Genomic DNA, 22,684 nt, shown 5'->3' on the forward strand with positions numbered 1-22,684 from the left:
GCCTTCATTGGAGCAGGTCCCGGGACGTCAGCAGTTCGTCGGGTACGGGACCGGGGACGAAGGCGGTGGCATGGCGGGGGCAGGCGTACTGCACGATGCCCGGCCCGCTCGCCTGCCGGCTGTATCCGACCTCCACAGCGGCGGGCGAGGTGTGTCCGCAGACGACGCAGGGGCCGCCGGACGGGGGCGGTACGGGGACGATGAGGCCGTCGCGGGTCATCACGGCGCCGTGCACACGGCCCGGACGGCTTCCCGCGCCGCCGCCTCGACGGCCATGGGGTCGCCCCCGGCGGCGATCCGCCGGAACGCCTCGCGCCGCCAGCCGCGCGGTAAGCGGGCGATGCGTTGTACGAGTTCGGGCGCGTCGACGGTCCGGAGGTCCGCGTACTCCGGCCCGGGCGGGTCCTCCCCTTTGATGGCGTACGCGCTCGCCTCGGCCAGCACCTCGGCGAGCGTGCGCCGCGCGGGATCCCGGAGCCGGGCCGCGCGGTGCAGCTCCCGCAGGACGGCCGCCCGCCATACGACAGGGAGCTTCCCGAACTGCCCGAGCAGCTCGACCGCGAGGAGGGCGTACCGGGCCCGCTCGGGGTCGGCCTCCGGCCAGCGCCCGGCCCCCGCGGGGTCGCAGAGCACGGCGAAGTGGGCCACGTCCATGACGAGGGCGGTGATCCGCAGCCGGTACTCCTCCACACCCGCGTCGACGGACCAGGCCCGCCGGATCGCCCGCCCGTCCGCGACACACCAGTACAGGGCGGCCCGGGAGTGCACGGGAAGCGCCTCCCACACCCCGCTGCCCTTGAGCACGTCCCACACCAGCGGCCCCACACCCCCGACAAGCCGGGCCACCACGCCCCGATCCCGCAGCCACCAGCACGCGAGCGCGTCGAGTGAGTACCGGAGGCCGTCCAGCCCGGGCTCGGGGGCATTGTTCTTGTTCATGAGTCGGCTTTCTCACGAGGGTGGTGAGATCGGTGATCTCTCCTACCTCTAAGCAACTGCGTGGCTACGCTGAGCGGAAGCGCGGCGGCGCGAGCGGGACTTGAATACCTTGAGATTGCGTCAGCAGAGGTCAGGGTTATGGGAAAGCGTGAATCGAACGCGGGCCTGGCACGGCTGCTCCTGGAATCGGGCTGGACATACGCCCAGTTGGCACGGAGCACGAACCGGATCGGCACGGAGCTGAACACTCCGCTCCGTTACGACGAGTCCTCGGTGACTCATTGGCTCGGCGGGACCGTGCCGAGAGAGGCGGCCCGGCGATGCGTCGTCGAGGCCTTCTCCAGAAGGCTCAATCGGTGTGTGACGTACACCGAAGCAGGCTTTCCCCCGCCCCGAAACGGGCAGCCGGATACCAAGGGAGACTTGGTGGAGGGGCTGATCGAATTGGGCAGACATGACATGGACCCATCGCGGCGCGGTGTTCTCGGGGTGGGCCTGTTCTCCGTTGCGCTGACCGTGCCCGGCTGGCAGGACGTCGTCGCCCGGGCGGAAGCACTCAAGACCGGCAGGACCACCCGTATCGGCATGCCCGACGTGGAGATGGTCCGGGCCATGACCGACAAGGTCTCCGAGCTCGACGATCTGTACGGCGGGCGGCACGCCCGTCCACTTGCCGCGACCGTCCTCGTCAACACCGTGGCCGACGGGCTCCGCGCAGACGCACGGCCCGAGGTGCACCAGGCCATGATGGGCGCGGCATCGGACCTCTGCTATCTGACCGGATACATGGCCGTCGACGAGGGGCTGCACGGCCTGGCCCAGCGCTACTACCTCAGAGCCCTGGAGCTCGCGGGCGGCGCGGGCGACCATCTCACGTACTGCACGACACTCCGCGGGATGAGTGTGCAGGCCGCCGGTCTGGGACATGGGGCCAAGGCACTGGAGCTGGCCGACGCGGCAGCGGCGGCGTCCCCGGTGGCCGGGCCCCGGATGCGGGCCTTCCTGGTGGGGCAGCAGGCGCACGCCGCCGCCATGACCGGAGACAAGAGCAGAGCCTTACGCGAGATGCGGGAAGCGGAGTCGGCACTGGAGCGTGCCGACAGCCGGATCGCGGTCACCGGCCGGTACGACGCCGCCGCGCTCCACTTCCATATCTCGGAGATGCGCTACGCGCTCGGTGATGTCGCGGGCTCCGTCGATTCCATGACCCGTTCCAACGAGCTCCGGTCCGACGTGTACCGGCGCTCCCGCGTACGGCACAACGGCCTGCTGGCCGAACGGCAGTTCCGGATCGGGCATCTCGAAGCCGCTTGCCAGAGCTGGAAGTCAGCACTCACCGAGTACCCCCTCGTGCAGTCCGGCCGCGTCGACACCGGCATGCGCAGCATGGTCCGCCTCACCCGGCCGCACCTCGGCAACGCCCATGTCCGGGCTCTCCACGACCAGGCCCGGGCCGTACTCCCCCGTGCCATGTTCACCCGGGCCGGGCCCGGCTGAGACACCAGCTGTCCGACCCGGCCGAGGGAAGCGGATACCAAACCGCAGACCTCGGCCGGGGTTGCTGACGAGACCCCCTCGTCATGGACTCAACGAACGGGCCCGGTAGTTCCTCTGCGCCCGGTCAGAAGGTGCGGGTCGTCACCCACGACGCCCAGTTCGTCGGGCGGCTCAGGTCGACGCTGATACCGGAGAGCCGTCTGTCCAAGCCCAGGTTGCCGGTGTACCGGCCTCTGGATCCATTCGACCAACGCAGGATGAAGCTGATGGCATTGCCGTCCACCACCGCTCCGTACTCGATCGTTCCGGCGGTGCTGCCGGAGGATCCGCTGCCGTAGAGCCTTCCGCTGCTGTCCTGCGTGAGATTGACCGTAACCGTGTATCCGTTGCTCTGGTGGATCTGCCAGGTGCCACCGGCGTAGAAGCCGGGCGCGAGGGCCTTCGCACCCGGTGCGGCCAAGGGTGCGGCGGGTGCGGCCTGGGCCGCAGGGGCGAGGGCGAGGCCGCTGACGGCCAGGGCCAGGGCCAGGCCGGCCGTGGCGAGTTTGGTGCGCATGGGTGATCCCTTCGTCGACGCTTTACAGGTCGGGAGAACTGTTCCCACACGTGCAAGAGACCCGAAAACGAAAAGGAGAGTCGGGCCGAAGCGAGTATCTCCGCGCTCACGGCAGAGGGCGACGCTCCTTCCGGCCAAAGGCCTACCGTCCCCCACGGCGGTTGCCGCGGCCACGGCTCGGTGTCAACGCCGGAACCGGCTCTGCTTCGGGCCGACCGGCCGGCTGCGCCGACTGCTGCTCGTGCCGGTTCGACCGGCACGAGCGGCAGGCAGATTACTCGACGGCGGTTCCTTCCAGTTCGACCAGCTGGCCGGGGATCGCCAGTCGGGTCACCCCGAGCATGGTGGTGGTCGGCGCCACCCGCGCGGCGCCCAGACGCGACGCCAGCGCGCCGTAGTGCTGGAAGAGGAGGTCGACATCGGTCGTGTAGACATTGAGCCGGACCAGGTTCGCGAGGGACATGCCCGCCTCGTCGAGGACCGCCTCCAGATTGTCGAGACTCAGTGTCAGCTGGGCCGCCATATCGCCCTCGTGCCGGGGTCTGCCGTCGCTGTCCATCGCGGTCTGCCCGGAGCAGTACAGCGTGCGGGTCTCCCCCGAGACGGCCTCGCCCTGGTTGAATCCCAGATCCAACGACCATGTCACCGGGTTGACCGCCGTTCGTGTCAACGCCACGGAAGCTCCATTCGTATCGACGGGGGTCCCCGTCTCCTGATCTTGTGGTGAGAGCCTCCCAAGGGAAGTACGACATCCTGTGTCATGTATTCCGAGGGGGTTTTCCGATGCGTGCCGACCGGTTGGTCTCGCTGGTACTGCTGCTCCGTCAGCGCGGTCGGCTCTCCGCGGCCACGCTCGCCCGCGAGCTGGAGGTGTCCACCCGTACCGTGCTGCGGGACATCGAGGCGCTGTCCGCAGCCGGTGTCCCGGTCTATGCCGAGCGCGGCCGGCTCGGCGGGTTCGCGTTGCTGCCCGGCTTCCGGACCGAGCTGACCGGGCTCAACCACGACGAGGCGCTCGCCCTGCTGGTCGCCGGATCACGGCGCGGTGCGCAGGTGTTCGGCCTGGGCTCGGCGCTCGCCTCGGCCGTGTTGAAGGTGGTCGACGCGCTGCCCGAGGGGCATCGGGACACCGCGGCCGATGCCGCGCGGCGGCTGCTCATCGACCCGGACATCGACCTCCTCGCGCGCAGCACGGTTGTCGAGGAGGTGCCCGACGCCGTGGCGGGCGAGGTGCGGCGCGCGGTGTTCGCCGGGCACAAGCTGCGCATTCGCTACGCGGCGGCGGGCCGGCCCCCGAAGTGGCGCACCGTGGATCCGATCGGCCTGGTCACCGTGCGCGGGCAGGGGTATCTGCTGGCGAAGCGGTCCGGCGAGGACCGCACCTACCGGCTCGACCGGGTGCTGGCCGCCGAAGAACTCGACGATCCCGCACAGCGGCCGGACCGGGTCGATCTGGACCGGGCCTGGCAGGAACGGAGTACGCGGTTCCGGTCCGGTGGTGACCAGATCGCCGTGCTGGTGAGGCTCCACCCGGAGCGCCGCGGGGCGCTGGTGAAGACGGCGCTGTCCGTCCTGGCCGAGGAGCCCGAAGCGGACGGCCGGCTGCGGCTGGAGGTGACCTTCCAGGACGCGGAGCACGCGGAATGGGCGCTGTGGCAGCTCGCCGGGGATGCCGAGGCCCTCGCACCGCAGTGGCTGCGCGCCGCCCTGCTCAACCGCGCTGCGGTGACGGCGCGTTGTTATGAAACAGCGGTTCCGGGTCCCGGGCCGCGCCCGACCGCGTGACGACGGAAGCCGTGAACCGCCCTCTCCGAGCCGACGGCGACCGTCGCCCGCTGAGCCGGAGTGCCGGTAAGAACCCTGTCGCCAGCCGCAAACGGCGACGATCTTGCCGGGGCATCCCTCGTACGGGTGAGGTGGAGGTCGTACGGCTGCGGTGCGTGAACCCCGCGAGGACGATCGGCGCTTGTGGCCCGTACCCCGTTGGACCTGGACGAGCTCGTCGAGCACTGGACGCTGCTGAAGGATGAGCAGGGGCTCGTCTCCGGCAAGCGCGGTGCGACGCGACTGGGCTTCGCCGTCGTGCTGAAGTTCTACACGCAATACGGTCGGTGTCCCCGGAACCGGGCAGAGCTGCCCGGTGAGGCCGTGGAGTTCGTGGCCCGGCAGGTACAGGTTCCCGCCTCCGAGCTGGATTTGTACGACTGGACCGGCAGGACGGTCGAGTACCTCCGGGCGTAGATCCGGGGCCACCTGGGCTTTCGCGAGTGCAGCGTCGCGGACGCGGAGAAGCTGACGGCGCATCTGGCCAAGCAAGTCGCGTACAAGGAACGCAGGTCCGCGCAGGTCCGCGCAGGTGCGAGTGGAGCTGCTGGTGCGCTGCCGCGCCGAGAGCATCGAGCCGCCCACGCCGGGCCGGTGCGACCGCATCGTGGCGGCTGCCCTGCGAGCGGCCGAGGAGTCACTGACCGCCCGATCCGCTGGGAACGCATCGCTCAGCAGTACGACCAGATGATCAAGTACGCGACCGCGATCCGGACCCGGACCGCGTCGACCGAGGCCATCCTGCGCCGCTTCACCCGCAACGCTTCCCATCCCACGTACGCGGCGATGCTGGAGGTCGGCCGCGCGCAGAAGATCATCTTCGTGGCCCGCTACCTGCGGCTTCGGGACCTCCAGCGACCTGCAGTCGGCTCTGGTTTACGTGAACACGCTGATGCTCCAGGACGTCCTCGGCGAACCCGAGGTGGCCGATCTGCTCACGCCTGCCGACCGACGCGGTCTGACCCCGCTGTTCTGGTCCCACGTACGCCCCTATGGCGAGGTCAACCTCGACATGGGTGCCCGCCTCAACCTCACCGTGGCCGCGATGCCCGGCCCCCGTACAGCGGGCAATGAGGCACCGGCCGACGAACGTAGGGACACGTGAGCCGGTCCAGTCGCGTCACTGGCCGGCCGGCGATGCAGGCCTGGGCGGGTTGAGTTCGGCGCGTCGTAGCACGGGGACAGAGAGGCCGAGCGCTGCGGCAAGCAGGCAGATCGCACCGCACCCGATGAAGAACACCTCCGCTCCCCAGAGGGCCACCGTGATGCCGACAGCAGGGAAGAGCACGGGTGCAAGGCCCAGCGTGCACAGAGTCGTGACCGAGGTGACTCGTCCGAGGTAGTGAGGGTCTGTCTCTGTTTGGACCAGGGCCTGGGTCACGGTAGTCGTGACCCCGCTGGTCAGTCCGATCAAGGAACTGGATATGACGGCGATGGGCAGTGAGGGCGCATGCCCCAGGGCGACCGTTCCCGCAGCGGTGGCGAGCAACGTGCCACACATCGCCAGCCCGGCGCGCGGTATCCGGGCCGAGACGGTGAGCAGCAACGCCGAAGCCGCGGCTCCGACACTGAATGCGCTCGCAATCCACCCCATGCCCGAGGCACCCCAGCCGCGTTCATCGGCCAGGAGCACCAAGCCGGTGGCGACCGGACCGCTGAAGCACATCTCGCTCAGCCCGATCACCGTGACCAGCGGGGCGAGCATCCGATGGCGGCGCACATATCGCAGACCGTCGCCCAGTTCACGCCAGGCGGAGCCGCGCTGAGGTTCCTCCGTCAGGGGAGTGACCCGCACGGTAAGCAGCGTGACGAGCGACAGCGCGAAGAGAGCGGCAGCCGCTGTGAATGCACCAGCCGCACCGCCGACTACCAGGACAGCTCCCGCCAGGAGGGGGCCGACAGCATTGCTCAGGCGGAGCGACAACCCGCGCATCCCCTGAACCCGGGCGAGCTGCTCAGGTGCGGTAATACGCGGCGGGAGCGCGCCCACCGCGGGCATGAACACCGCGTCCACCACACCGAAGATCAACGCAACCGTGACCAGCAGCCAGATACCCGGGGACGCCAGCATGAGTGCCCCAGCGACCGCGAGGATTACCGCACAGCGAACCGCGTCGCTGACGACAGCAACCCGGCGCGGCCCGAACCGGTCGGCCACCACACCACCGCCCAGCATGAGCACCGCACGGGGAAGAGCCCCGGCCGCGACCACCAGGCCCACCTGCGACGGCCCCCCAGCGCGTGCGGCCGCCCAGGACAGGGCGAGAAAGTACACAACGTCACCGGCAACCGAAGCCGTATACGCGGCAAGCCAGCGCAGAACGTTGGCATCCCGGTAAGCGGGCCGCACAACCGCGGCTATGCCGTGCGCGTTCACGCCTCACCGGCCGGCGGCAGCGCCGTGCCAGGCGCCGGAAACGCATGCACTTGCACCGCTACCGGCGAAGCACCTTCGGTCGCCTCGCGGTCCCCATCTCGATATCGCAAGATCACCTCGAAGATTTCGGCCCTCATCCTGTCCACGTCGCCCGGGGCCAGATACAGAAGGAAGTCACTGTAGGTAGTGACGTCGAGCCACTTTTGAGGAAGCAGCGGCACCTCATGCGCAGCTCTGCGCAGACGATCTGCAGCGGCAAGGGCGACCGCGTGCGTATACGCGCGTCCGGCCTCGCGCTGCTCCGCAGGAGCGGCCGCGGGATCGTGGATCGACTGGCGATGAGCAGATTTCCACCACCGCTCGCGCCCGGTACCACGGTCCGGCTCCTCCACGATGAGCCCGCCCGAGGCAAGGCGACGCAGGTGATAGCTCGCCGCGCCAGGGTTGATGCCGAGCTCGTCGGAGATCCGGGTGGCAGTGGACGGACCACGCTCGCGCAGCAGGGTGAGCACGTTCAAACGCAACGGGTGAGCGAGCACGCGCAAGGCAGCGGTGTCGAGCTCGATGTCCCGTCCCGAGGACTCAGCAGAGGAAGCAGAGGAAGCAGAGGAAGCGACCATGCGCAGAGCATAGACCTACAACAGTTGTTTCAAAAGAGTTGTTGTGAAGCGTCTAAGTTCCGACCTAGCCCGCCGCATTCAGAAATCGACCGTTAGCCGAACACCCGCCCCCGGGCAGCACCGAACACCCGAACCCCCCACCTCGGGCGTTCATTTTCCCGTTCATCAACTGCTGGCGTTCAGATCGCTACCTGAAGGCGTTTGATGAACAGAGAGGGTGCCCCGGGGCGCTCATCGGACTGGTCCGCGTCAGCACCGACAAGCAGAAGACCCGGCGCCAACACGACGCCCTCGGTCCGATCTGCCTCAAGGTCTTCGAGGAAAGGATCAGCGGCAAGCTCGCCGTCGACGACCGGCCCGGCCTGACCGCCGCCCTTGACTACCTCCGCGACGGCGACATACTCACCGTCCAAGAAGTCGACCGCCTCGGCCGCAACCTCCTCAAAGGGCTGATCGTCCTCAACGACCTCTTCCAGCGCGGCATCGCCGTCAAGGTGCTGGACGGCATCGCCGCCGGCGAGCACACCGAAGGCTCGCTGATCCTGGACCTCGCGCTCGCGCTCGCCGAGGACCGGCGCCGCGACATCGTGAAGAGGACGAAGAACGGCCTGGAATCCGCCCGCGCCCGCGGCCGTGTCGGAGGCCGACACCCCGTCGTGGACGACGACAAACGGCGCGTGATCCTCGCCCGTCGAGCCGAAGGCCAGTCGATCCGGGAGATCGTCGCCGCCGTCAAGGTGTCCGTCGGTGTCGTGCACAAGGCCCTCAACCCAGCAGCGGCACCCGTCGGTAGCCGACCCCCGATGGGCGGATCGCTACATTGAACCGTGGGTCAGATAGAGGACGCCGGGGCCGTTCAGAGACGACCCGGCGGGCACGATTCGTTGAGAAAGGGAAAGCCGACACTCGCGTACGTGCCCGGTGTTCCGGAGTGTCGAGGCCGAATTCGGGGTTCCCGTCGGCCCGAAGCCCGCCGACGGAGCTGTCAGCGGATGGGCGTGGCGAGCTCGTGGACGATATCGAGGTAGGTCGAGGCGACCGGGTTCAGGCCGGTGCGGGGCCACAGGAAGCCGTAGTTGATCGGTGGGGCGTCGTGCAGCGGGACGAAGGCCAGGCCCGGGCGGGAGTGAAAGCCCTGGGCGCGCATCGCCACCGTGCTGACGCCGACGCCCATGCTGACATGGACCAGGACCTCGGGCCAGAAGCGGGTGGCCGGCCCCTGCGGGATCGGCCGGCCGGACGGGGTTCTTCGGGGGAAGTAGTAGTCCATCCAGTATTCGGGGATGTGTTCCGAGGCGATCGTGACCAGCGTCGTGTCGGCGAGGTCTTCCATCGAGACGGAGTCCTTGCCTGCGAAGGGGTGGCCTGCGGGCACCAGCAGTCCGCGCGGCTCGGTGAACATCAGCGCACCCTGCACGATGTCGGGCTCGTCGATGGGGAACTCCGTGAGCTGCAGGTCCACTTCGCCGGCCCGCATGCGGCCGAGCGGGTCGAGGAGCTGGATCTCCTGGATCTCCACCACGCTGTCCGGATGGCGCACGCGGAACAGGTCGGCGGCCTTGACGAGCAGGTTGCCGCACCACGCCCCGGAGAAGCCGACGCGTACCACACCCTTGATGCGCACGCCGCGGGTCGTGGTGACCGCCTGTGCGAGCCCGGCGGCGATCTGGTCGTACGCGGGGCGCAGGTCGTCGCACAGCTGCTCACCAAGCGCGGTCAGCGTCACCTTGCGGCTGTTGCGTTCGAACAGAAGCCCGCCGACGCGGCGTTCGAGCTTGCGGATGGTCTGGCTGATCCGGCCGGTCGTGACGTGCAGGCGTTCCGCGGTGCGCCCGAAGTGCAGCTCCTCGGCAAGTGTGAGAAACGCTTCGAGCTCCAGCCGTTCCAGCATGCCCACCCCTTGAACGTTTAATCGTGCTCAACCTAGCGTGGCTCGGTCGTGTCTTGTTGCGCCGCGCGCTGATCTTGCACGCTGAAGGGGTCGCGTCCGAAGGGCCCCGGGGCCTCGGAGCGGACTCCCCCATCCTGCGAAACGGAGACTTCCACATGAGCAAGGTCGTTGCGGTCATGTACATCACGATGGACGGCGTGGTCGAGGACCCCGCCTGGACCGGCCCGTTCTGGAACGACGAGCACGCCAAGTACCAAAACGGCCAACTGCGCGCGAGCCGCGCCCTGCTGCTGGGGCGTGCGACGTACGAGATCTTCGCGAAGACGTGGCCCCCGCGCGACGAGTCGGACGAGTTCACCGCGCGGATGAACCACCTCCCCAAGTACGTCGCCACCACCACGCTGCAGACGGCGACCTGGAACGCGGCGATCCTCGACGGCGACGTCGTCGAACAGGTCGCCAAGCTCAAGGCCGAGCCGGGCGGCGACCTCCTGGTCTACGGCAGCGCCACGCTCGTCAACACGCTGATCGAGCACGACATGGTCGACGAACTCAAGTTGTTCCTCTACCCGGTGACCGTCGGCACCGGCAAGCGCCTGTTCGTGGACGGCCTCGCCCCGAAGACCTGGACGCTCGCGGGCACCCAGTCCTTCAGCTCGGGCGCGATCGTCCTCGACTACCGCCCGGCCAAGGCGGCCTGACCTGCTGCCCCGCGGCGGGCACGGCGACCACACGCCCGCAACCGCGGCAGCGTCGTCGTAGCCGCGCCACAGTCCCACGCACGCGCGGGCGTGCCGCCGACCGATCGGCGGCACGCCCGTCACGTTCCCGAGCCCAGCTCAACGCGCGTTGCCGCGTTCCTGGTACGGCCCCGCCGCCCGGCGTCGGACGTTCCGAACTGCGGCAGCACCGGCGCGCACGCCGCCGACGGTGCTCTTTCATAGGCCGACATCGCCGCCCAGCTCGTCATCACCAAGGGGAAGAAGAAGGGGGAACACCCGTCGCCCGCGACCGTCATGCGGATGCTGCGCGAGCACGACGAGCGGCAAGCCGTGGACACCTGACCGCCGCGAGGGCCGGTCACGGAGCGCTGCATGTCCGTCTGCCGTAGCTATACGAGGACACCCCCGTCACCTCGATCGCGAGGCTCCTCGGCGTCTCCCGCAACACCATCTACAACTACGTGCCCGAACTCAAGGGCGGTCGCCTCGCGCTCGCTGAGTCGACCAACACAGCGTAACTACCCCGGCCCTCCAGGTCAGAGGACTGATCACCGCCGTTTGCGGCTGGTGACAGGGTTCCTACCGGCACCCCGAGCCGCCTTCCACGTCCCGCCTTCCACGTCCCTGAGGGGCCGGGCCCGCCTCATCCGAGGCGGGCCCGGCCCCTTTCTCCGTCATGGCCTGCGGGGTTCGGCATCCCGGACGGTGTGGAGGTGGATCAGGACATCGAAGGCGCGGCCGAGCGCCAGATCGTAGAGGGGGTAGCCGTCGTAGAACTGGGTGCCGATGCTGCGGGTCGGGCGGGCCATGTTCAGCCAGTCGCGGGCGGCGGGCGCCGCCGTGCGCAGATCGGCGTAGAAGTCGCGGTGGCGGACCCGGTCGAGAGTGTGCTCGTTGGTGCCGGGGGCGGCGGCGCCGACGGTGAACTTCTTCCAGTCGCCGCCGATGGCGGTGGACTTGGAGAGGAAGGAGCCCCGGTCGAAGGTCATGCCGATGGGGAGGTAGTCCCGGCCCAGCGCGTCGCGGAGGAAGGATCCCTGGGTCTTCGGGTACATCCCGGCCGTTGCGGCGATCAGGCCGAGGTGGTCGTTGTGGGCGGAGACCAGCATCTTGTGCCCGGTGCGCCGCTGCCACCACAGGATGTTCCGGGCCATGACCTCGTCGCGGAAGCGCTGGAAGACGGGCAGGCCGGCGAGGTCGTCGACGTCGGCGGTCAGGAAGTAGGTGGTGTCCGCGATGGAGCGGGCGTTCTGCACGGCCCAGTCGTGGGCGTCCCGGTCGCGACCGGCGGCCGCCCTGATCAGGTCGAGCGCCTGCCGGGCCCGGTCCGCGAAGCGCTTGCGTTCGGCGAGCGGCTTGTTCAGATAGTCGAAGACGTCGTCGACGGGGCGCAGTCCCGTGTAGAGCTCGTCGATACGGGGTGCCAGCGCGGGGCGGTGCCGGTGGGCCCAGCCGGTGATCCGGCCGAAGAATTCGTCGGTCATGGAAGGACCGGCGAGGTCGTTGCCGACGAAGTGAACGGTACGGGTGGGGTTGCGGCGGTTGTGGTCGCGCATCCACTCGATGAGGTGCACGAACTCCTCACGGTCCCACGGGGATTTGGCGAGGGTCTCGGCGGCGATCTGCCGGGCGTTCCCCTTGCCGGTCTGGAGGTAGTCGTTGATCTGCAGTCCGGCGGCCCAGCTGAACTCCAGGGAGAAGGCGCGGAACCCCTTCTCCTGGACGAGGTGGCGGAAGAGCCGCTCCTTCATGGTGAAGAACTCGTGGGAGCCGTGGGTGGCCTCGCCCAGGCCCACGACCTTCGCGCCGCCGATCATCGCGCCCAGAGGGCGCAGGTCGGCAGTGCTCCCGCCGGGTTCGGTGGAGCGCAGGGGGTGGGCGATCCGGTCCAGTGCGCGGAGGGCGGGGTCCTGGGCCCGGGTGTCGGTCGCCGCCGGGGTCTGCGGGGTGGCCGGGGCCGCCTGCGCCACCGCGGGGGTGAGGGTCATTCCCATCGCGAGAGCGGCCGTGACGAGCATGGCCCTGCGGCCGATGCACGGATGGTGATGACTGGTCATGCTGGTGGGCTCCTTCGGTTCACCGCCGGCTCCGTGGCGGCCTGAGGAGATCCTCGCCCGCGCTTCCCCGGGGGCGCAGTGACCGCAGCTCCCCTGTTCCCGGGGGAGCCTGCTACACCGGGACGACGTCACCGCCGGAACTGATCCGGCGGGTGAATTCGTCCCGGTGGGTGGAGGCGGTGCGGTACCCGGCGGCCGCGATCCGGTCGGTCGCGCCCGGCCCCGTGCCGGGTTCATCAGGGGGAAGGCGGTCGCTCCACCATGGACGGCACGTTTCTGTTCGGTCTGGGTACCGGCCTCTCGGCCGGTGTGGTCATCGCCCCACTGCTCGCCGTGGCCGCCAGAACGGGCCGCTTCGCCCTGCTCCGCCCGGTTCTGGTGGCCGTCGGTGCCACCTTCGCCTTCTTCCTCGTCCTCGACGCCGTCCTGGAGTCCGGCTCCCGGGAGCCGACCGTCCGGACGCTGGGAATCCTCACCGGGGTGTTGTCGCTGCTCGCGGCCGGGCTGATCACCTGGGCGGTCTTCGAGATCCACCGCGGTGCGCGGCGCCGGGCGTACGGACCGGCCGTACGGCCGCTGTACGCGGGTCTCGTGGTGGCCGCCGCCGCCCTCTCGGTGGGACTGGGCGGTCTGGGCCAGGCCCGGTTCATCCGGGCTGCGGTACGGGCCGCCACCGGCGAGGAGGCCAGCCTCCTGCCGCTGATGGGGGTGGTGCTGGGCCTCTCGACCGGGGTCGTGGTGGCGCTGGCGCTCTTCCACGGCCTGCTGCGGATCCGCCCGGACCGGTGGTTCTTCACCGGGACCGCCGTCCTGCTGACCGTCGTCGGGGCAGGGGTGTTCGCCCAGGGAGTCAACAACCTCCAGTTCGCCCATGTGTTCGGCGGTGACCTGACTCCGGTGTACAACGTCTACTCCGAGGTGCCGTTGGACACCTGGTACGGAACGGCGCTCACCTCCACCGTGGGGTTCAGTCCCTTCCCGACCGCCCTCCAGGTCACCGTCTGGTTCCTGTATCCGGTCCCCGTGCTCCTGCTCCTCCTCGCCCCGATAAGGTTCGGTCGTTCAGTCGGGGGCGCGGGGGCCGAGGAGTAGACGACGACCGATGGAGAAGCCGATTCGGGTGGGAGCGCAGCGGCGCCGGGGCCGCGGGACGGCGGTGACGGGGCTTGTGGCGGCGGTGGCCGTGCTGGCTCTGACGGCGAGCGGATGCGTGACGGTGCACGGGGAGCGGGCGGTCGTCCCGTCGGCGACGAAGGCCGAGGCGGCCCGGGCGCTGAAGGAGTTCGTCACCGCGTTCAACGCGGCGGACAAGGCGTACGATCCGGCGCTCGACGCCGGGCGGGTCACGGGCGCGTTGGGGGCGGTCAACCAGGCCGGGATGAAGTCCCGCAGCGTGACGTACCCCGGCGGCAATCCGCGGCATGTGCCACTGGAGCTGACGGACGTCACGTACTCCATACCGAAGAAGGCGGGCTGGCCGCGGTACTTCCTCGCGGACGCGGACCCCAACCGCGACCGGGACGGCGGTCCCCGTGACGAGCGCTGGCTGCTGGTGTTCCTGCGCGGCGGGCCGACGGACGTCTGGAAGGCCGGCTACCTCAACGCGGTGCCCGCGGCGAAGGCTCCGAAGCTGAAGCGCGACGGCGACGGGCATGTGTCGATGCTCCCCGCCTCGACGGAGAAGCTGGCGCAGCGGCCGGACGGGCTGCCCAAGAGCTACTCGTCCTATATGCAGTCGGGGACACCGCCGGTCTTCGGCGACGGGCCGCACAGCTCGCAGTGGCGGGACAGCAGGCGGCGTACGTCGAACCTGCCGGGGATCTCCACGCAGTGGATCGACCAGCCGCTGGACACGGGCGATTTCGCACCGCTGGCGTTCGCCGCGCAGGACGGCGGGGCGCTGGTGTTCTTCACGATCCGGACGTACGAGCGGCAGACCGCGGCGGGCGGGGTGAAGCTGCCCGTCCACCCCGATGTGAAGCCGCTGCTGACGGGCGAGGTGAAGACGTCGCTGACGAAGGAGCGGGTGTCCGCCCAGGCGGTGCTGGTGCCCGCGGCGGGCGGCGGGGCGGCGGCGAAGACGGAGATTTTGAGCCGGCTGGCGGGCCTGACGACGGCGAAGGGCGCGTAGGCAGCCGGGGGCTGCGGTCCGGGGGGGCGGGTGCGTGCGGGGCGGTGGGGCCCGTTTCCGGCAGCGGGCCGTGGCCGCAGCGAGCCGGGTCCGGCCTGCTGCGGCGTCGGTACGGGCAGGGCTCCCGGTGCTCCGGCCGAGCGCGGGGGGGCGTCCGCCCCGGTCCGCCGCCGGCCTCGGGTCGTGGCCGCCGCGAACCCCGTTCCGCCCGCCGCGGCGAAGGTACGGGGTGAGGCGGCGGCGTCCCGTCAGTGGTGGAGCGGCCACGCTTCCTCGTGGTCGACCGCGTACCGCGCGCACGCGTCCGTGAGGGCGCCCAGCAGGGTCAGCGGTTCGGGGAGGGCGTGCTCCGGGCCCCGTACCCAGGTCACCGCGTGGTCACCCGGCAGCCGGGACGGCGGCACCAGCACATAGCTGCCGCGGCAGTGCCAGCGCAGCCCCGGATGCTCGTCCATCGTCTCGGGGTGGCAGTCCAGCTCGCAGGGCCACCACTCGTCCTCGTCCTCCGGGGTCCCGCGGGTCTGGGTGAAGAAGAGCGCGCGGGCTTCCTCGCCCTCGCCGCTCGCCTCGGCGACCGGGCCCACCTCGACACCCTGCTCCAGCAGTCTGGCGAGGGCGTTGCGGCCCGCTTCGAGGGGGACGTCGAGGACGTCGTGGACCATGCCGGTCGCGGTGATGAAGTTCGCCTCGGGGTCGCCCTGCGCCCAGCGGGAGATCTGCGCCGGGTCGGTCGTGGACTGCGTCTGCCAGGCGAACGAGACGGGGTGCCGGCCCGGTGTCGGACAGCCGATGCGCTCGCACGAGCAGCGGTACGCGACGGGATACGCGGCGGGCGCGAGTGGCAGTCCCGCGGCGGCGACGGCAAGCAGCAGATCCTCACGGCCCGAATCGTCCGGCTCACTGTCCCGTGAGCGCCTGCGCAGCCAGCCGGCCAGCCTGCTCTCCCGGGGGAGCCCGCTCCCCGCGCCGCGGTAACGGCCTTTACCGTCGCCCATCTATCCCCTCACAGATCACAGCTCGCCCCTCGCGGTCTCTGCCATGGTCCCACCATCCTGCGCCGCGGGTGTCCACTGTCCCCAACCACGTGCCCCGTCCGGGCATTCCGGAGCGCACGGGGAAGGAGTACGGGATACTGCCCTGCGCCGGGCGCCGACGGGGCGCGAGCGGGCGGAAACGGTGCGGAAAAGGCATGGCACGGGCGGTACGCGGGCCGGTACGGCCTGCGACGGAGACCTTCCGGGCCGGGCGGGGACCGCGGCCGCGGGGGCCGCGGGAAGTGGCAGGGATCACCAGCCGGCCGTCGCGCCGGGACGCCCCCGGCCCGCGGATGCCCATGGCGGTCGGCGGTCGGCGGTCGTCCGTGGGGCGGGCCGGGGATCACCCGCGCGGGCGCAGCCCGTACAGGGCGTACTCCACGATCCGGTCGGTGTAGTCGTGGGTCAGCGGCAGCGTCCGCAGCAGCCAGCGGTGCAGCAGCGGGCCGACGAAGAGTTCGGTGGCGATCCGGGGGTCGATCCCCGGGTCCGCTTCGCCCGCTTCCTGTGCCGCCTCCAGCCGTTCGGTGTAGAGCCTCAGGCCCGGGTCGAGGAGCTTCTCCAGGAATTCGGCGCCGACCGTCTCGTCGACGATGCCCGCGGCGGCCAGGGCGCGGGTGGGGCCCTCGTACCGGGGGTCGGTCAGCTCGTCCACGGACGCCCGCAGCACGGCCTTGAGGTCGGCTTCGAGATCGCCCGTATCGGGGAAGCCGGCGCCGTGCGCCGGGTCCACCGGGGTGACCAGGTCGAGGAAGGCTTCGAGGAGGACGGCGGCCTTCGAGGGCCACCAGCGGTAGATGGTCTGCTTGCCGACGCCCGCGCGGGAGGCGATGCCCTCGATGGTCGTACGCGCGTAGCCGACCTCGGTGACCAGGTCGAGCGCGGCCTCGTAGATCGCGCGGCGGGAGCGCTCGCTGCGCCGGGAGGAGTCGGGGTGCCTGGGCTCGGTCGTGGTCTCGGTCTCTGCCATGCCCCCAATCTAGCAATGCTGAGCCGATACGTATCGTCTCGCTGACACGATCCGGCCGATGTGTACCGTCTCGCCGATCCGCCGGCCGGAAGGTGACGCACCGCGGTCGCCGCGCCCTCGGGAAACTCACCGGAAACCGGACGGAAACCGAGGGAACAGCGCATCGGCACACGTCCCGTGCGGATGCGGGCAGTTGGGCGCACCATGGCTTCCACGCGAACCCGCGTAACCGCCGTTTCGTCCGTGAGGAGCCCACCTTGCGCTCATCGCTTCGCGACGCATCGCCCCGCCGTTATCTGATGTGCCCACCCGCGCACTTCCAGGTGACGTACTCCATCAACCCGTGGATGGACCCGTCCAAGCCCGTCGACCTGCCGCTGGCCATGACCCAGTGGGAGGACCTGCGGGACCGCTATCTCGCCCTCGGCCACACCGTCGAACTGCTCGCCCCCCGCCCCGGTCTGCCCGACATGGTCTTCGCCGCCAACGGCGCGACCGTCATCGACGGACGGGTGCTGGGCGCCCGCTTCGCCCACCGGGAGCGCGAGGCGGAGGCCGCGGTCCACCGGGACTGGTTCGGGGCCGCCGGATTCACCGAGGTCCACGAGGCGGCCCACGTCAACGAGGGCGAGGGCGACTTCGCCGTCACCGCGTCCTACGTCCTGGCCGGGCGCGGCTTCCGGTCCTCCCCGCTCTCGCACGGCGAGGCCCAGGAGTTCTTCGGCCGGCCGGTCATCGGCCTCGACCTGATCGACCCCCGCTACTACCACCTGGATACGGCCCTGTGCGTCCTCGACGACGCGGCCGACGAGATCATGTACTACCCGGACGCCTTCTCGCCGGGCAGCCGCGCGGTCCTGGCCCGGCTCTTCCCCGACGCGCTCGTCGCGGCCGAGAAGGACGCGGCTGCCCTCGGGCTGAACGCGGTGAGCGACGGACGCCATGTGCTGCTGCCGCAGGCGGCCGTGGGGCTGTTCGAACCGCTGCGGGACCGCGGGTTCGAGCCGCTCGGGATGGATCTGGGCGAGCTGCTGAAGGGCGGCGGCAGTGTGAAGTGCTGTACGCAGGAGATCCGCGCCGCGGCCTGAGCGGGCCGGGGTCCCGGGGTGGTCGCCGCCCCGGGGCCCCGGCCGTCGGTACGGGTCAGTCGTCCTCCGGGGGCGGCCACTCGTCGCCCCACGCGGCATCGCGCGCGGCCTTGTAGAGGGGGCCCTGCCGCTTGGTGACGTTGATCCGGTCCAGGCCGTCGTGGCCCGTGCAGAGGTCCAGCAGGACCAGCCCCTTGCGGATCTGCGGCTTCCGGGTGATCCGGGCCGTCGCGGGGTGGACGGGGAAGCGGGTCGCGACGACGTAGCTGAACTTCTCGTCCTCGTACGCCAGGGAGCCGCCCTTGACCTGCCGGTGCAGGGACGAGCGGGCCACGCGGGCCGAGAAGTGGCACCAGTCGGAGCCCGGCACGATCGGGCAGGTTCCGCTGTGCGGGCAGGGCGCGGCGACCGTCAGCCCGGCGGCGACGAGAAGATCGCGGGCGGCGATGATCCGCTCGTACCCGTCGGGGGTGCCCGGCTCGACGATCACCACGGCCTGTGCGGCGCGGGCGGCCTCGGTGACGACGGCGGTACGGTCCGCCTCGGTCAGCTCCTTGAGGACGTACGACACGGTGACGAGATCGGTGCTCCCGATCCGGAGCGCCGTACTGATCCGGGCCCGCTGCCAGTCCGCGCCGGACGGCCCGGCGCCGCCGGATCCGGCCGCCAGCTCCCGTCCGAGGGCGAGCGCCGGTTCGGACCAGTCGAGGACGGTCGTCCCGGTCCGCCACTCCCCCGCGACGGCCCAGCTCGCGGCCCCGGTGCCGCCGCCGATATCGGTGTGGGAGGCGGGCGTCCAGTCGGGGGCCGCGTCCCGCAGCGCGCCCAGGGCGGCCCGTACCGCCTCGAAGGTCGCGGGCATCCGGTACGCCGCGTACGCGACCACGTCGGCCCGGTCCCGCAGCACGGGGGCGCCGGTGGGGGTCTCGCCCCGGTAGTTCGCGATCAGCCGCTCGACGGCCTGCGCGGCCCGGTTCGGGGGCAGCCCGTCCACCAGCGCGGCGAGCCCTCGGCGGAGGGCGTCGGCGGTGGTGTCGGCGTCGGGGGCGGGAAGGGTGTCGCTCACCGGAGAATTCTAGGTGGTGTCCGGAGAGCGCCGTCCCCGCCCGGAGCGGGGCGGGGACGGCGCTTCCGTGGTCCCCGGAACCCGGGCGGGGACGGCCCGACCCCGTGGTGTCAGAGCCGGGCGGGTGTCCGCCACGGGCGGCACAGGAGCAGGAAGGACGCGACCGCCGCCAGCCCGCACCCGAGCTGGACGACGGCCATTGGGACCGCCGTGTCCTCGCCCGCGAGGCCCACCAGCGGGGAGGCTGCGGCGCCCATCAGGAATCCGGACGTGCCGATCAGCGCGGAGGCGGAGCCCGCCGCGTGCGGGGTGCGGTTCAGGGCCAGGGCATTGGTGTTCGGCATGGTCAGACCCTGGGCGGCCATCAGCACGAAGAGTCCGGCCGCGACGCCGACGAGGCCCGGTTCACCGAGGACACCCGTCGTCATCACGGTCAGCGCGGCCGCCGCGAGCACGATCACCACCAGCCCGCAGGCCAGCGCCTTGTCCAGGCTGACCCGGCCGACGAGCAGCCGGCCGTTGATCTGGCCGACCGCGATCAGACCGATGGAGTTGAGGCCGAAGAGCAGGCTGAAGGCCTGCGGCGAAGCGCCGTAGATCTCCTGGACGACGAACGGGGACGCGGCGATGTAGGCGAACAGGGCGGCGAAGGAGAACGCGCCGGTGAGTACGTACCCCGTGAACACGCGGTCCCCGAGCAGCCCGCGCATCGTCCGCAGGGACTCCCGGACGCCGCCCGTCCGGCGCGCATCGCGCGGCAGCGTCTCCGGCAGCCACTTCAGGATCACCAGGGTCAGTACGGCTCCGACGCCGGTGAGGACCAGGAAGATGCCCCGCCAGTCGGTGAAGCGGAGGACCTGGCCGCCGATCAGCGGGGCGACGATCGGGGCGACGCCGGAGATCAGCATCAGGGTGGAGAAGAAGCGGGCCATCGCCACGCCCTCGTACAGATCGCGGACCACGGCCCGGGCGATCACGATGCCCGCGGCCCCCGCGAGCCCCTGGACCAGCCGCAGGGCGATGAGGACACCGGCGCCGGGGGCCAGGGCGCACAGGGCGGTCGCGACGACATAGACCACCATCCCGATCAGCAGCGGACGCCGGCGGCCCCAGCGGTCACTGAGCGGCCCGGCGACGAGCTGGCCGAGGGCGAGACCGGCGATACAGGTGGTGAGGGTGAGCTGAATCGTCGCGGCGGACGCCGAGAGGGAGTCCGTCACGGCGGGCAGCGCGGGCAGGTACATGTCCATGGAGAGCGGTGGCAGCGCGGCCATCCCGCCCAGGACGAGGGTGACGAGCAGCCCGGCACGGCGGGCGGCGGGAACGGGCTTGCCTCCGGCGGGGGCGGTCGGGGCCGGGGGCTCGGGGGCGGGCTTGCCTCCGGCGGAAGGCGGGGCGGCGGGGGTGGGGGCGGTCATGGGTTCGGTGGAGACCGCGGCTCCGCCGCCCGTCCCGGTCGCCGGGACGGCACCGGCGGCGGGACCGGCCTGCACCGCGGCTGCCGCAGCCGCCGGAACCGCACCGGCCGGAACCGCTCCTGCCGCACCGGGCGCGCGTCCGGGCGCCGCCGCGGGGACCGCCGGGGGCGGTCCGGTCTTCGGATCGGGGGCTTCGGTCCGCCCCCCGGGTATGTGCCCCGCCCCGGCCCCGTCCGCCGGGCCGCCCGTCCGCTCGGCCATCTCCGCACTCCCTGTCGCTGCTGCCGTGCCCGTCGTTGAATCGTGCACCTATCTTGGCAGTCTTCGGGGCGGGTCGGGTCCGAGCGGCGCCACCGGTCCCGGTCCGGTGGCGCCGCTCAGGCCGGACGGAGGCCCGGGTTGCCCGCGATCATCAGCAGGGAGCCCGCGGTCAGGACGGACGCGCCCGGTACGGTCACGGCGGGCACCGCGCGGAAGTCCGCGCGGGCCGTGTGCTCCCGCAGGGTCAGGACCGTGTAGCCGCGCCGCCCGTCGTAGAACCGCAGATGGGGGTTGGCCTCGAAGAGACGGGACCAGTTCGACGGCCGGGCCGCTCCGTTGCGGCCGCTGCTGATCGACGTGGTGGCGATCTCGGTGCCGACGGTCCGGGCGCCCGGATCGTCCCAGTCGCGCTTGAGGTCGAACCCGTACGCCACATGCACATCGCCGGTCAGCACGACCAGATTGCGGATCCCGGCGGCCTCCGCACCCGCCAGCACCCGCCCCCGGGCGGCCGGATAGCCGTCCCACGAGTCCATGCTCACCTTGTGGCCGGGGCCGGGGGCATCGCGCCGCCGGGCGAAGGTGACCTGCTGCGGCAGCAGGTTCCAGCGGGCGGTGGAGGCATGCCAGCCGTCGATCAGCCACCGCTCCTGCGTGGCACCGAGCATCGTGCGCCGGGGCGCCTCGGACTTGGGGCCGGGCCGCTGCCAGCCGTCGCCGTACGCCTGGTCGGAGCGGTACTGGCGGGTGTCGAGCACATCGAACTGGGCGAGCCGCCCGAAGTGCAGCCGACGGTAGAGCCTCATGTCCGGGCCCTTCGGCCGCTGCGGCAGCCGCAGCGGCTGGTTCTCCCAGTACGCGCGGTACGCGGCGGCCCGCCGCAGCAGGAAGTCCTCGGGCCGGACGCTGTTCTCGGGGTTGCGGCCCGCGTAGTTGTTCTCGGTCTCGTGGTCGTCCCAGGTCAGGACGAAGGGGTGGGCGGCGTGCACGGCCCGCAGATCGGGGTCCGATTTGTAGAGGCCGTAGCGGAGCCGGTACTCGGCGAGGGTGCGGGTCTCCCGGTCGAAACGCCCGGGGAGCCTGCGGTCGCGGTAGGCGCGGGCGCCCCCGCCGGCGCCGACGGGGTACTCGTACAGATAGTCCCCGAGGTGGAACACGGCGTCGAGTTCCTCCTCGGCGAGATGGGCGTGGGCGGTGAAGTAGCCGTCGTGGTACGCCTGGCAGGAGGCGAGGGCGATCCTCAGCTCCCGGACCCGGGCGCCGGGATCCGGGGCGGTGCGGGTCCGGCCCACGGGGCTGATCCACTTCCCGGTGCGGAAACGGTAGAAGTAGACGCGGGCGGGTTCGAGACCGGTGACCTCCACATGGAGGCTGTGGTCGAACTCCGGGTGCGCGGTGGCCGATCCGCGCCGCACGGGCCGGGCGAAGCGGTCGTCCTCCGCGATCTCCCAGCCGACGGCGTAGCTGCCGCGCGGCAGTCCGCGGCCCGTTTCGTACGGGCGCGGCGCGAGGCGGGTCCAGAGCAGGACGGAGCCGGGCAGCGGATCGCCGGACGCCACACCGAGGGTGAACGGATCGGTTTTGATCCGGGCCGGGTCCGCGGCGGCGGCGTGGGCGCTGCCGGGCAGACCGGTGGCGAAGGCGAGGACGGCGGCGGCCCCGGCGCCGGTGAGGAGCCCGCGGCGGCCGACGCCCGGGCGTTCCCCGGCGCCGGGGGACGCGGTCGCGCCGGGATGGCGGCGGAGGAGCTGCCGGGCGGCGGCCCGGAGTTCGTCGGGGTGTGCGGTACTGGACGGTCGGCTCACAGGACCCCCTCCGGTGGACCCGGGCTGCCGGGGCATGAGCACGCGGCAGTCGAGGATCGCGGTGGTGACGGGCGCGGGTTCGGGTATCGGCCGGAGTGTCGCGGTGGAGCCGGCCGGAGCGGGCCGGCCGGTCGTGGCAGCGGGCCGGCGGGAGGACGCACTGGAGCGGACGGCGTCACTGACGGACGGGAACGTACGGTGCGTGCCCACGGATGTAACCTCACCGACCGATATGACCATGCTTTTTGATCGAGTTGTGGCGGATTTCAACCGTGTCGAGCTGCTGTTCAACAACGCGGGTGGATCCGGACCATCCGGAGCGGCCTTTCCCGAACTCGCGTACGAGGAACTGGCAGCGGGTTGTTGACACCCATCCGCGCATCGGACGCGGCTGACGGCTCCTCGGGCCCCCTCCACCGTGGGAGGCT

The 22,684-nt window shown here is 71.2% G+C and carries 23 protein-coding genes and 1 pseudogene; 11 read left to right on the forward strand and 13 right to left on the reverse strand.

All coding sequences use genetic code 11. The annotated features are described in order from the left end of the window. Positions 1-4 precede the first annotated feature (4 nt). Positions 5-220 carry a hypothetical protein gene (locus B7R87_RS07870; RefSeq protein ID WP_063838405.1) on the reverse strand — a complete coding sequence of 72 codons (216 nt, stop codon included), beginning with the start codon at positions 218-220 and terminating at the stop codon, positions 5-7. Beyond that, entirely contained in the window at positions 220-939 is a 720-nt protein-coding gene (locus B7R87_RS07875; protein ID WP_006349590.1) for a hypothetical protein, read from the reverse strand. Before B7R87_RS07875 ends, B7R87_RS07870 begins: the two co-directional genes overlap by 1 nt. Positions 940-1,398: 459 nt before the next feature. Here B7R87_RS07875 and B7R87_RS07880 point away from each other — a divergent pair, with 459 nt between their 5' ends. Further along, complete coding sequence (locus B7R87_RS07880; RefSeq protein ID WP_332903342.1) at positions 1,399-2,436, forward strand: transcriptional regulator; 1,038 nt, start codon at positions 1,399-1,401, stop codon at positions 2,434-2,436. A gap of 124 nt (positions 2,437-2,560) precedes the next feature. Here the strand turns inward: B7R87_RS07880 and B7R87_RS07885 are convergent, their stop codons facing one another. Continuing rightward, entirely contained in the window at positions 2,561-2,992 is a 432-nt protein-coding gene (locus B7R87_RS07885; RefSeq protein WP_006349588.1) for a hypothetical protein, read from the reverse strand. A 274-nt stretch (positions 2,993-3,266) separates the two neighbouring features. Then, positions 3,267-3,662, reverse strand: coding sequence for a RidA family protein (locus B7R87_RS07890; protein WP_040916451.1), 396 nt, complete (start codon positions 3,660-3,662; stop codon positions 3,267-3,269). 113 nt (positions 3,663-3,775) lie between these two features. Between B7R87_RS07890 and B7R87_RS07895 the strand changes: the two genes are divergently transcribed. The 4 genes and pseudogenes from B7R87_RS07895 to B7R87_RS34060 all read left to right on the forward strand — a co-directional run bounded on the left by B7R87_RS07895 (position 3,776) and on the right by B7R87_RS34060 (position 5,921). Continuing rightward, entirely contained in the window at positions 3,776-4,777 is a 1,002-nt protein-coding gene (locus tag B7R87_RS07895) for a helix-turn-helix transcriptional regulator (RefSeq protein WP_006349586.1), read from the forward strand. 183 nt (positions 4,778-4,960) lie between these two features. Beyond that, complete coding sequence (locus B7R87_RS07900) at positions 4,961-5,233, forward strand: DUF4158 domain-containing protein (protein ID WP_006349585.1); 273 nt, start codon at positions 4,961-4,963, stop codon at positions 5,231-5,233. Between the two features lie 177 nt (positions 5,234-5,410). Continuing rightward, positions 5,411-5,614: pseudogene (locus tag B7R87_RS34055) on the forward strand (Tn3 family transposase); the annotation flags it as partial. A gap of 82 nt (positions 5,615-5,696) precedes the next feature. Then, entirely contained in the window at positions 5,697-5,921 is a 225-nt protein-coding gene (locus B7R87_RS34060) for a hypothetical protein (RefSeq protein WP_006349584.1), read from the forward strand. A 15-nt stretch (positions 5,922-5,936) separates the two neighbouring features. Here the strand turns inward: B7R87_RS34060 and B7R87_RS07910 are convergent, their stop codons facing one another. Next, positions 5,937-7,178, reverse strand: coding sequence for an MFS transporter (locus B7R87_RS07910; protein ID WP_391116419.1), 1,242 nt, complete (start codon positions 7,176-7,178; stop codon positions 5,937-5,939). 11 nt (positions 7,179-7,189) lie between these two features. Continuing rightward, positions 7,190-7,813 carry an ArsR/SmtB family transcription factor gene (locus B7R87_RS07915; protein WP_006349582.1) on the reverse strand — a complete coding sequence of 208 codons (624 nt, stop codon included), beginning with the start codon at positions 7,811-7,813 and terminating at the stop codon, positions 7,190-7,192. A 239-nt stretch (positions 7,814-8,052) separates the two neighbouring features. Here B7R87_RS07915 and B7R87_RS07920 point away from each other — a divergent pair, with 239 nt between their 5' ends. Next, positions 8,053-8,637 carry a recombinase family protein gene (locus B7R87_RS07920; RefSeq protein WP_233169031.1) on the forward strand — a complete coding sequence of 195 codons (585 nt, stop codon included), beginning with the start codon at positions 8,053-8,055 and terminating at the stop codon, positions 8,635-8,637. A gap of 161 nt (positions 8,638-8,798) precedes the next feature. On the opposite strand, the gene B7R87_RS07925 is transcribed toward B7R87_RS07920, so the two are convergent. After that, positions 8,799-9,704: a LysR family transcriptional regulator gene (locus B7R87_RS07925; RefSeq protein ID WP_006349579.1), complete on the reverse strand. Its 906-nt coding sequence runs from the start codon at positions 9,702-9,704 to the stop codon at positions 8,799-8,801. A 155-nt stretch (positions 9,705-9,859) separates the two neighbouring features. Between B7R87_RS07925 and B7R87_RS07930 the strand changes: the two genes are divergently transcribed. Further along, positions 9,860-10,405, forward strand: coding sequence for a dihydrofolate reductase family protein (locus tag B7R87_RS07930; protein ID WP_006349578.1), 546 nt, complete (start codon positions 9,860-9,862; stop codon positions 10,403-10,405). Between the two features lie 695 nt (positions 10,406-11,100). On the opposite strand, the gene B7R87_RS07935 is transcribed toward B7R87_RS07930, so the two are convergent. Beyond that, positions 11,101-12,483: an erythromycin esterase family protein gene (locus B7R87_RS07935; protein ID WP_006349576.1), complete on the reverse strand. Its 1,383-nt coding sequence runs from the start codon at positions 12,481-12,483 to the stop codon at positions 11,101-11,103. Between the two features lie 261 nt (positions 12,484-12,744). On the opposite strand from B7R87_RS07935, the gene B7R87_RS07940 reads away from it, so the two are divergent. Both B7R87_RS07940 and B7R87_RS07945 read left to right on the forward strand, forming a co-directional pair. After that, entirely contained in the window at positions 12,745-13,575 is an 831-nt protein-coding gene (locus B7R87_RS07940) for an FTR1 family protein (RefSeq protein WP_006349575.1), read from the forward strand. Positions 13,576-13,585: 10 nt separating this feature from the next. After that, positions 13,586-14,614, forward strand: a complete 1,029-nt coding sequence (locus B7R87_RS07945) for a hypothetical protein (protein WP_164515999.1) — start codon at positions 13,586-13,588, stop codon at positions 14,612-14,614. Positions 14,615-14,862: 248 nt separating this feature from the next. Here the strand turns inward: B7R87_RS07945 and B7R87_RS07950 are convergent, their stop codons facing one another. Both B7R87_RS07950 and B7R87_RS07955 read right to left on the reverse strand, forming a co-directional pair. Next, positions 14,863-15,609: a bifunctional DNA primase/polymerase gene (locus B7R87_RS07950; protein WP_006349573.1), complete on the reverse strand. Its 747-nt coding sequence runs from the start codon at positions 15,607-15,609 to the stop codon at positions 14,863-14,865. Positions 15,610-15,991: 382 nt separating this feature from the next. Then, on the reverse strand, positions 15,992-16,618 hold the full coding sequence (locus B7R87_RS07955; RefSeq protein ID WP_006349572.1) for a TetR/AcrR family transcriptional regulator: 627 nt from the start codon (positions 16,616-16,618) through the stop codon (positions 15,992-15,994). A gap of 257 nt (positions 16,619-16,875) precedes the next feature. Between B7R87_RS07955 and ddaH the strand changes: the two genes are divergently transcribed. Next, positions 16,876-17,706: a dimethylargininase gene (gene ddaH / locus B7R87_RS07960; RefSeq protein ID WP_337589325.1), complete on the forward strand. Its 831-nt coding sequence runs from the start codon at positions 16,876-16,878 to the stop codon at positions 17,704-17,706. Between the two features lie 55 nt (positions 17,707-17,761). On the opposite strand, the gene B7R87_RS07965 is transcribed toward ddaH, so the two are convergent. The 3 genes from B7R87_RS07965 to B7R87_RS07975 all read right to left on the reverse strand — a co-directional run bounded on the left by B7R87_RS07965 (position 17,762) and on the right by B7R87_RS07975 (position 22,292). Next, complete coding sequence (locus B7R87_RS07965) at positions 17,762-18,772, reverse strand: small ribosomal subunit Rsm22 family protein (protein WP_006349570.1); 1,011 nt, start codon at positions 18,770-18,772, stop codon at positions 17,762-17,764. Between the two features lie 110 nt (positions 18,773-18,882). After that, positions 18,883-20,190 carry a multidrug effflux MFS transporter gene (locus B7R87_RS07970; RefSeq protein ID WP_130584659.1) on the reverse strand — a complete coding sequence of 436 codons (1,308 nt, stop codon included), beginning with the start codon at positions 20,188-20,190 and terminating at the stop codon, positions 18,883-18,885. A 377-nt stretch (positions 20,191-20,567) separates the two neighbouring features. After that, entirely contained in the window at positions 20,568-22,292 is a 1,725-nt protein-coding gene (locus B7R87_RS07975) for an alkaline phosphatase D family protein (protein WP_078902382.1), read from the reverse strand. Here B7R87_RS07975 and B7R87_RS07980 point away from each other — a divergent pair. Beyond that, positions 22,291-22,623 carry an SDR family oxidoreductase gene (locus tag B7R87_RS07980; RefSeq protein WP_233168786.1) on the forward strand — a complete coding sequence of 111 codons (333 nt, stop codon included), beginning with the start codon at positions 22,291-22,293 and terminating at the stop codon, positions 22,621-22,623. The two genes, B7R87_RS07975 and B7R87_RS07980, sit on opposite strands and share 2 nt — an antisense overlap. Positions 22,624-22,684: the final 61 nt, after the last annotated feature.

Origin of the sequence: Streptomyces tsukubensis (assembly GCF_003932715.1) — a bacterium.
Classification (GTDB): Bacteria; Actinomycetota; Actinomycetes; order Streptomycetales; family Streptomycetaceae; genus Streptomyces; species Streptomyces tsukubensis.

Bases quoted from the DNA above. Each gene is read 5' to 3' on its own strand.
- B7R87_RS07940 (WP_006349575.1), top strand. From the start codon at position 12,745: ATGGACGGCACGTTTCTGTTCGGTCTGGGTACCGGCCTCTCGGCCGGT.
- B7R87_RS07885 (WP_006349588.1), bottom strand. From the start codon at position 2,992: ATGCGCACCAAACTCGCCACGGCCGGCCTGGCCCTGGCCCTGGCCGTC.
- B7R87_RS07930 (WP_006349578.1), top strand. From the start codon at position 9,860: ATGAGCAAGGTCGTTGCGGTCATGTACATCACGATGGACGGCGTGGTC.
- B7R87_RS07915 (WP_006349582.1), bottom strand. From the start codon at position 7,813: ATGGTCGCTTCCTCTGCTTCCTCTGCTTCCTCTGCTGAGTCCTCGGGA.
- B7R87_RS07950 (WP_006349573.1), bottom strand. From the start codon at position 15,609: ATGGGCGACGGTAAAGGCCGTTACCGCGGCGCGGGGAGCGGGCTCCCC.
- B7R87_RS07895 (WP_006349586.1), top strand. From the start codon at position 3,776: ATGCGTGCCGACCGGTTGGTCTCGCTGGTACTGCTGCTCCGTCAGCGC.
- B7R87_RS07975 (WP_078902382.1), bottom strand. From the start codon at position 22,292: ATGCCCCGGCAGCCCGGGTCCACCGGAGGGGGTCCTGTGAGCCGACCG.
- B7R87_RS07980 (WP_233168786.1), top strand. From the start codon at position 22,291: ATGAGCACGCGGCAGTCGAGGATCGCGGTGGTGACGGGCGCGGGTTCG.
- B7R87_RS07870 (WP_063838405.1), bottom strand. From the start codon at position 220: ATGACCCGCGACGGCCTCATCGTCCCCGTACCGCCCCCGTCCGGCGGC.
- B7R87_RS07935 (WP_006349576.1), bottom strand. From the start codon at position 12,483: ATGACCAGTCATCACCATCCGTGCATCGGCCGCAGGGCCATGCTCGTC.
- B7R87_RS07970 (WP_130584659.1), bottom strand. From the start codon at position 20,190: ATGACCGCCCCCACCCCCGCCGCCCCGCCTTCCGCCGGAGGCAAGCCC.
- B7R87_RS07875 (WP_006349590.1), bottom strand. From the start codon at position 939: ATGAACAAGAACAATGCCCCCGAGCCCGGGCTGGACGGCCTCCGGTAC.
- B7R87_RS07945 (WP_164515999.1), top strand. From the start codon at position 13,586: ATGGAGAAGCCGATTCGGGTGGGAGCGCAGCGGCGCCGGGGCCGCGGG.
- B7R87_RS07955 (WP_006349572.1), bottom strand. From the start codon at position 16,618: ATGGCAGAGACCGAGACCACGACCGAGCCCAGGCACCCCGACTCCTCC.
- B7R87_RS07880 (WP_332903342.1), top strand. From the start codon at position 1,399: ATGGACCCATCGCGGCGCGGTGTTCTCGGGGTGGGCCTGTTCTCCGTT.
- B7R87_RS07925 (WP_006349579.1), bottom strand. From the start codon at position 9,704: ATGCTGGAACGGCTGGAGCTCGAAGCGTTTCTCACACTTGCCGAGGAG.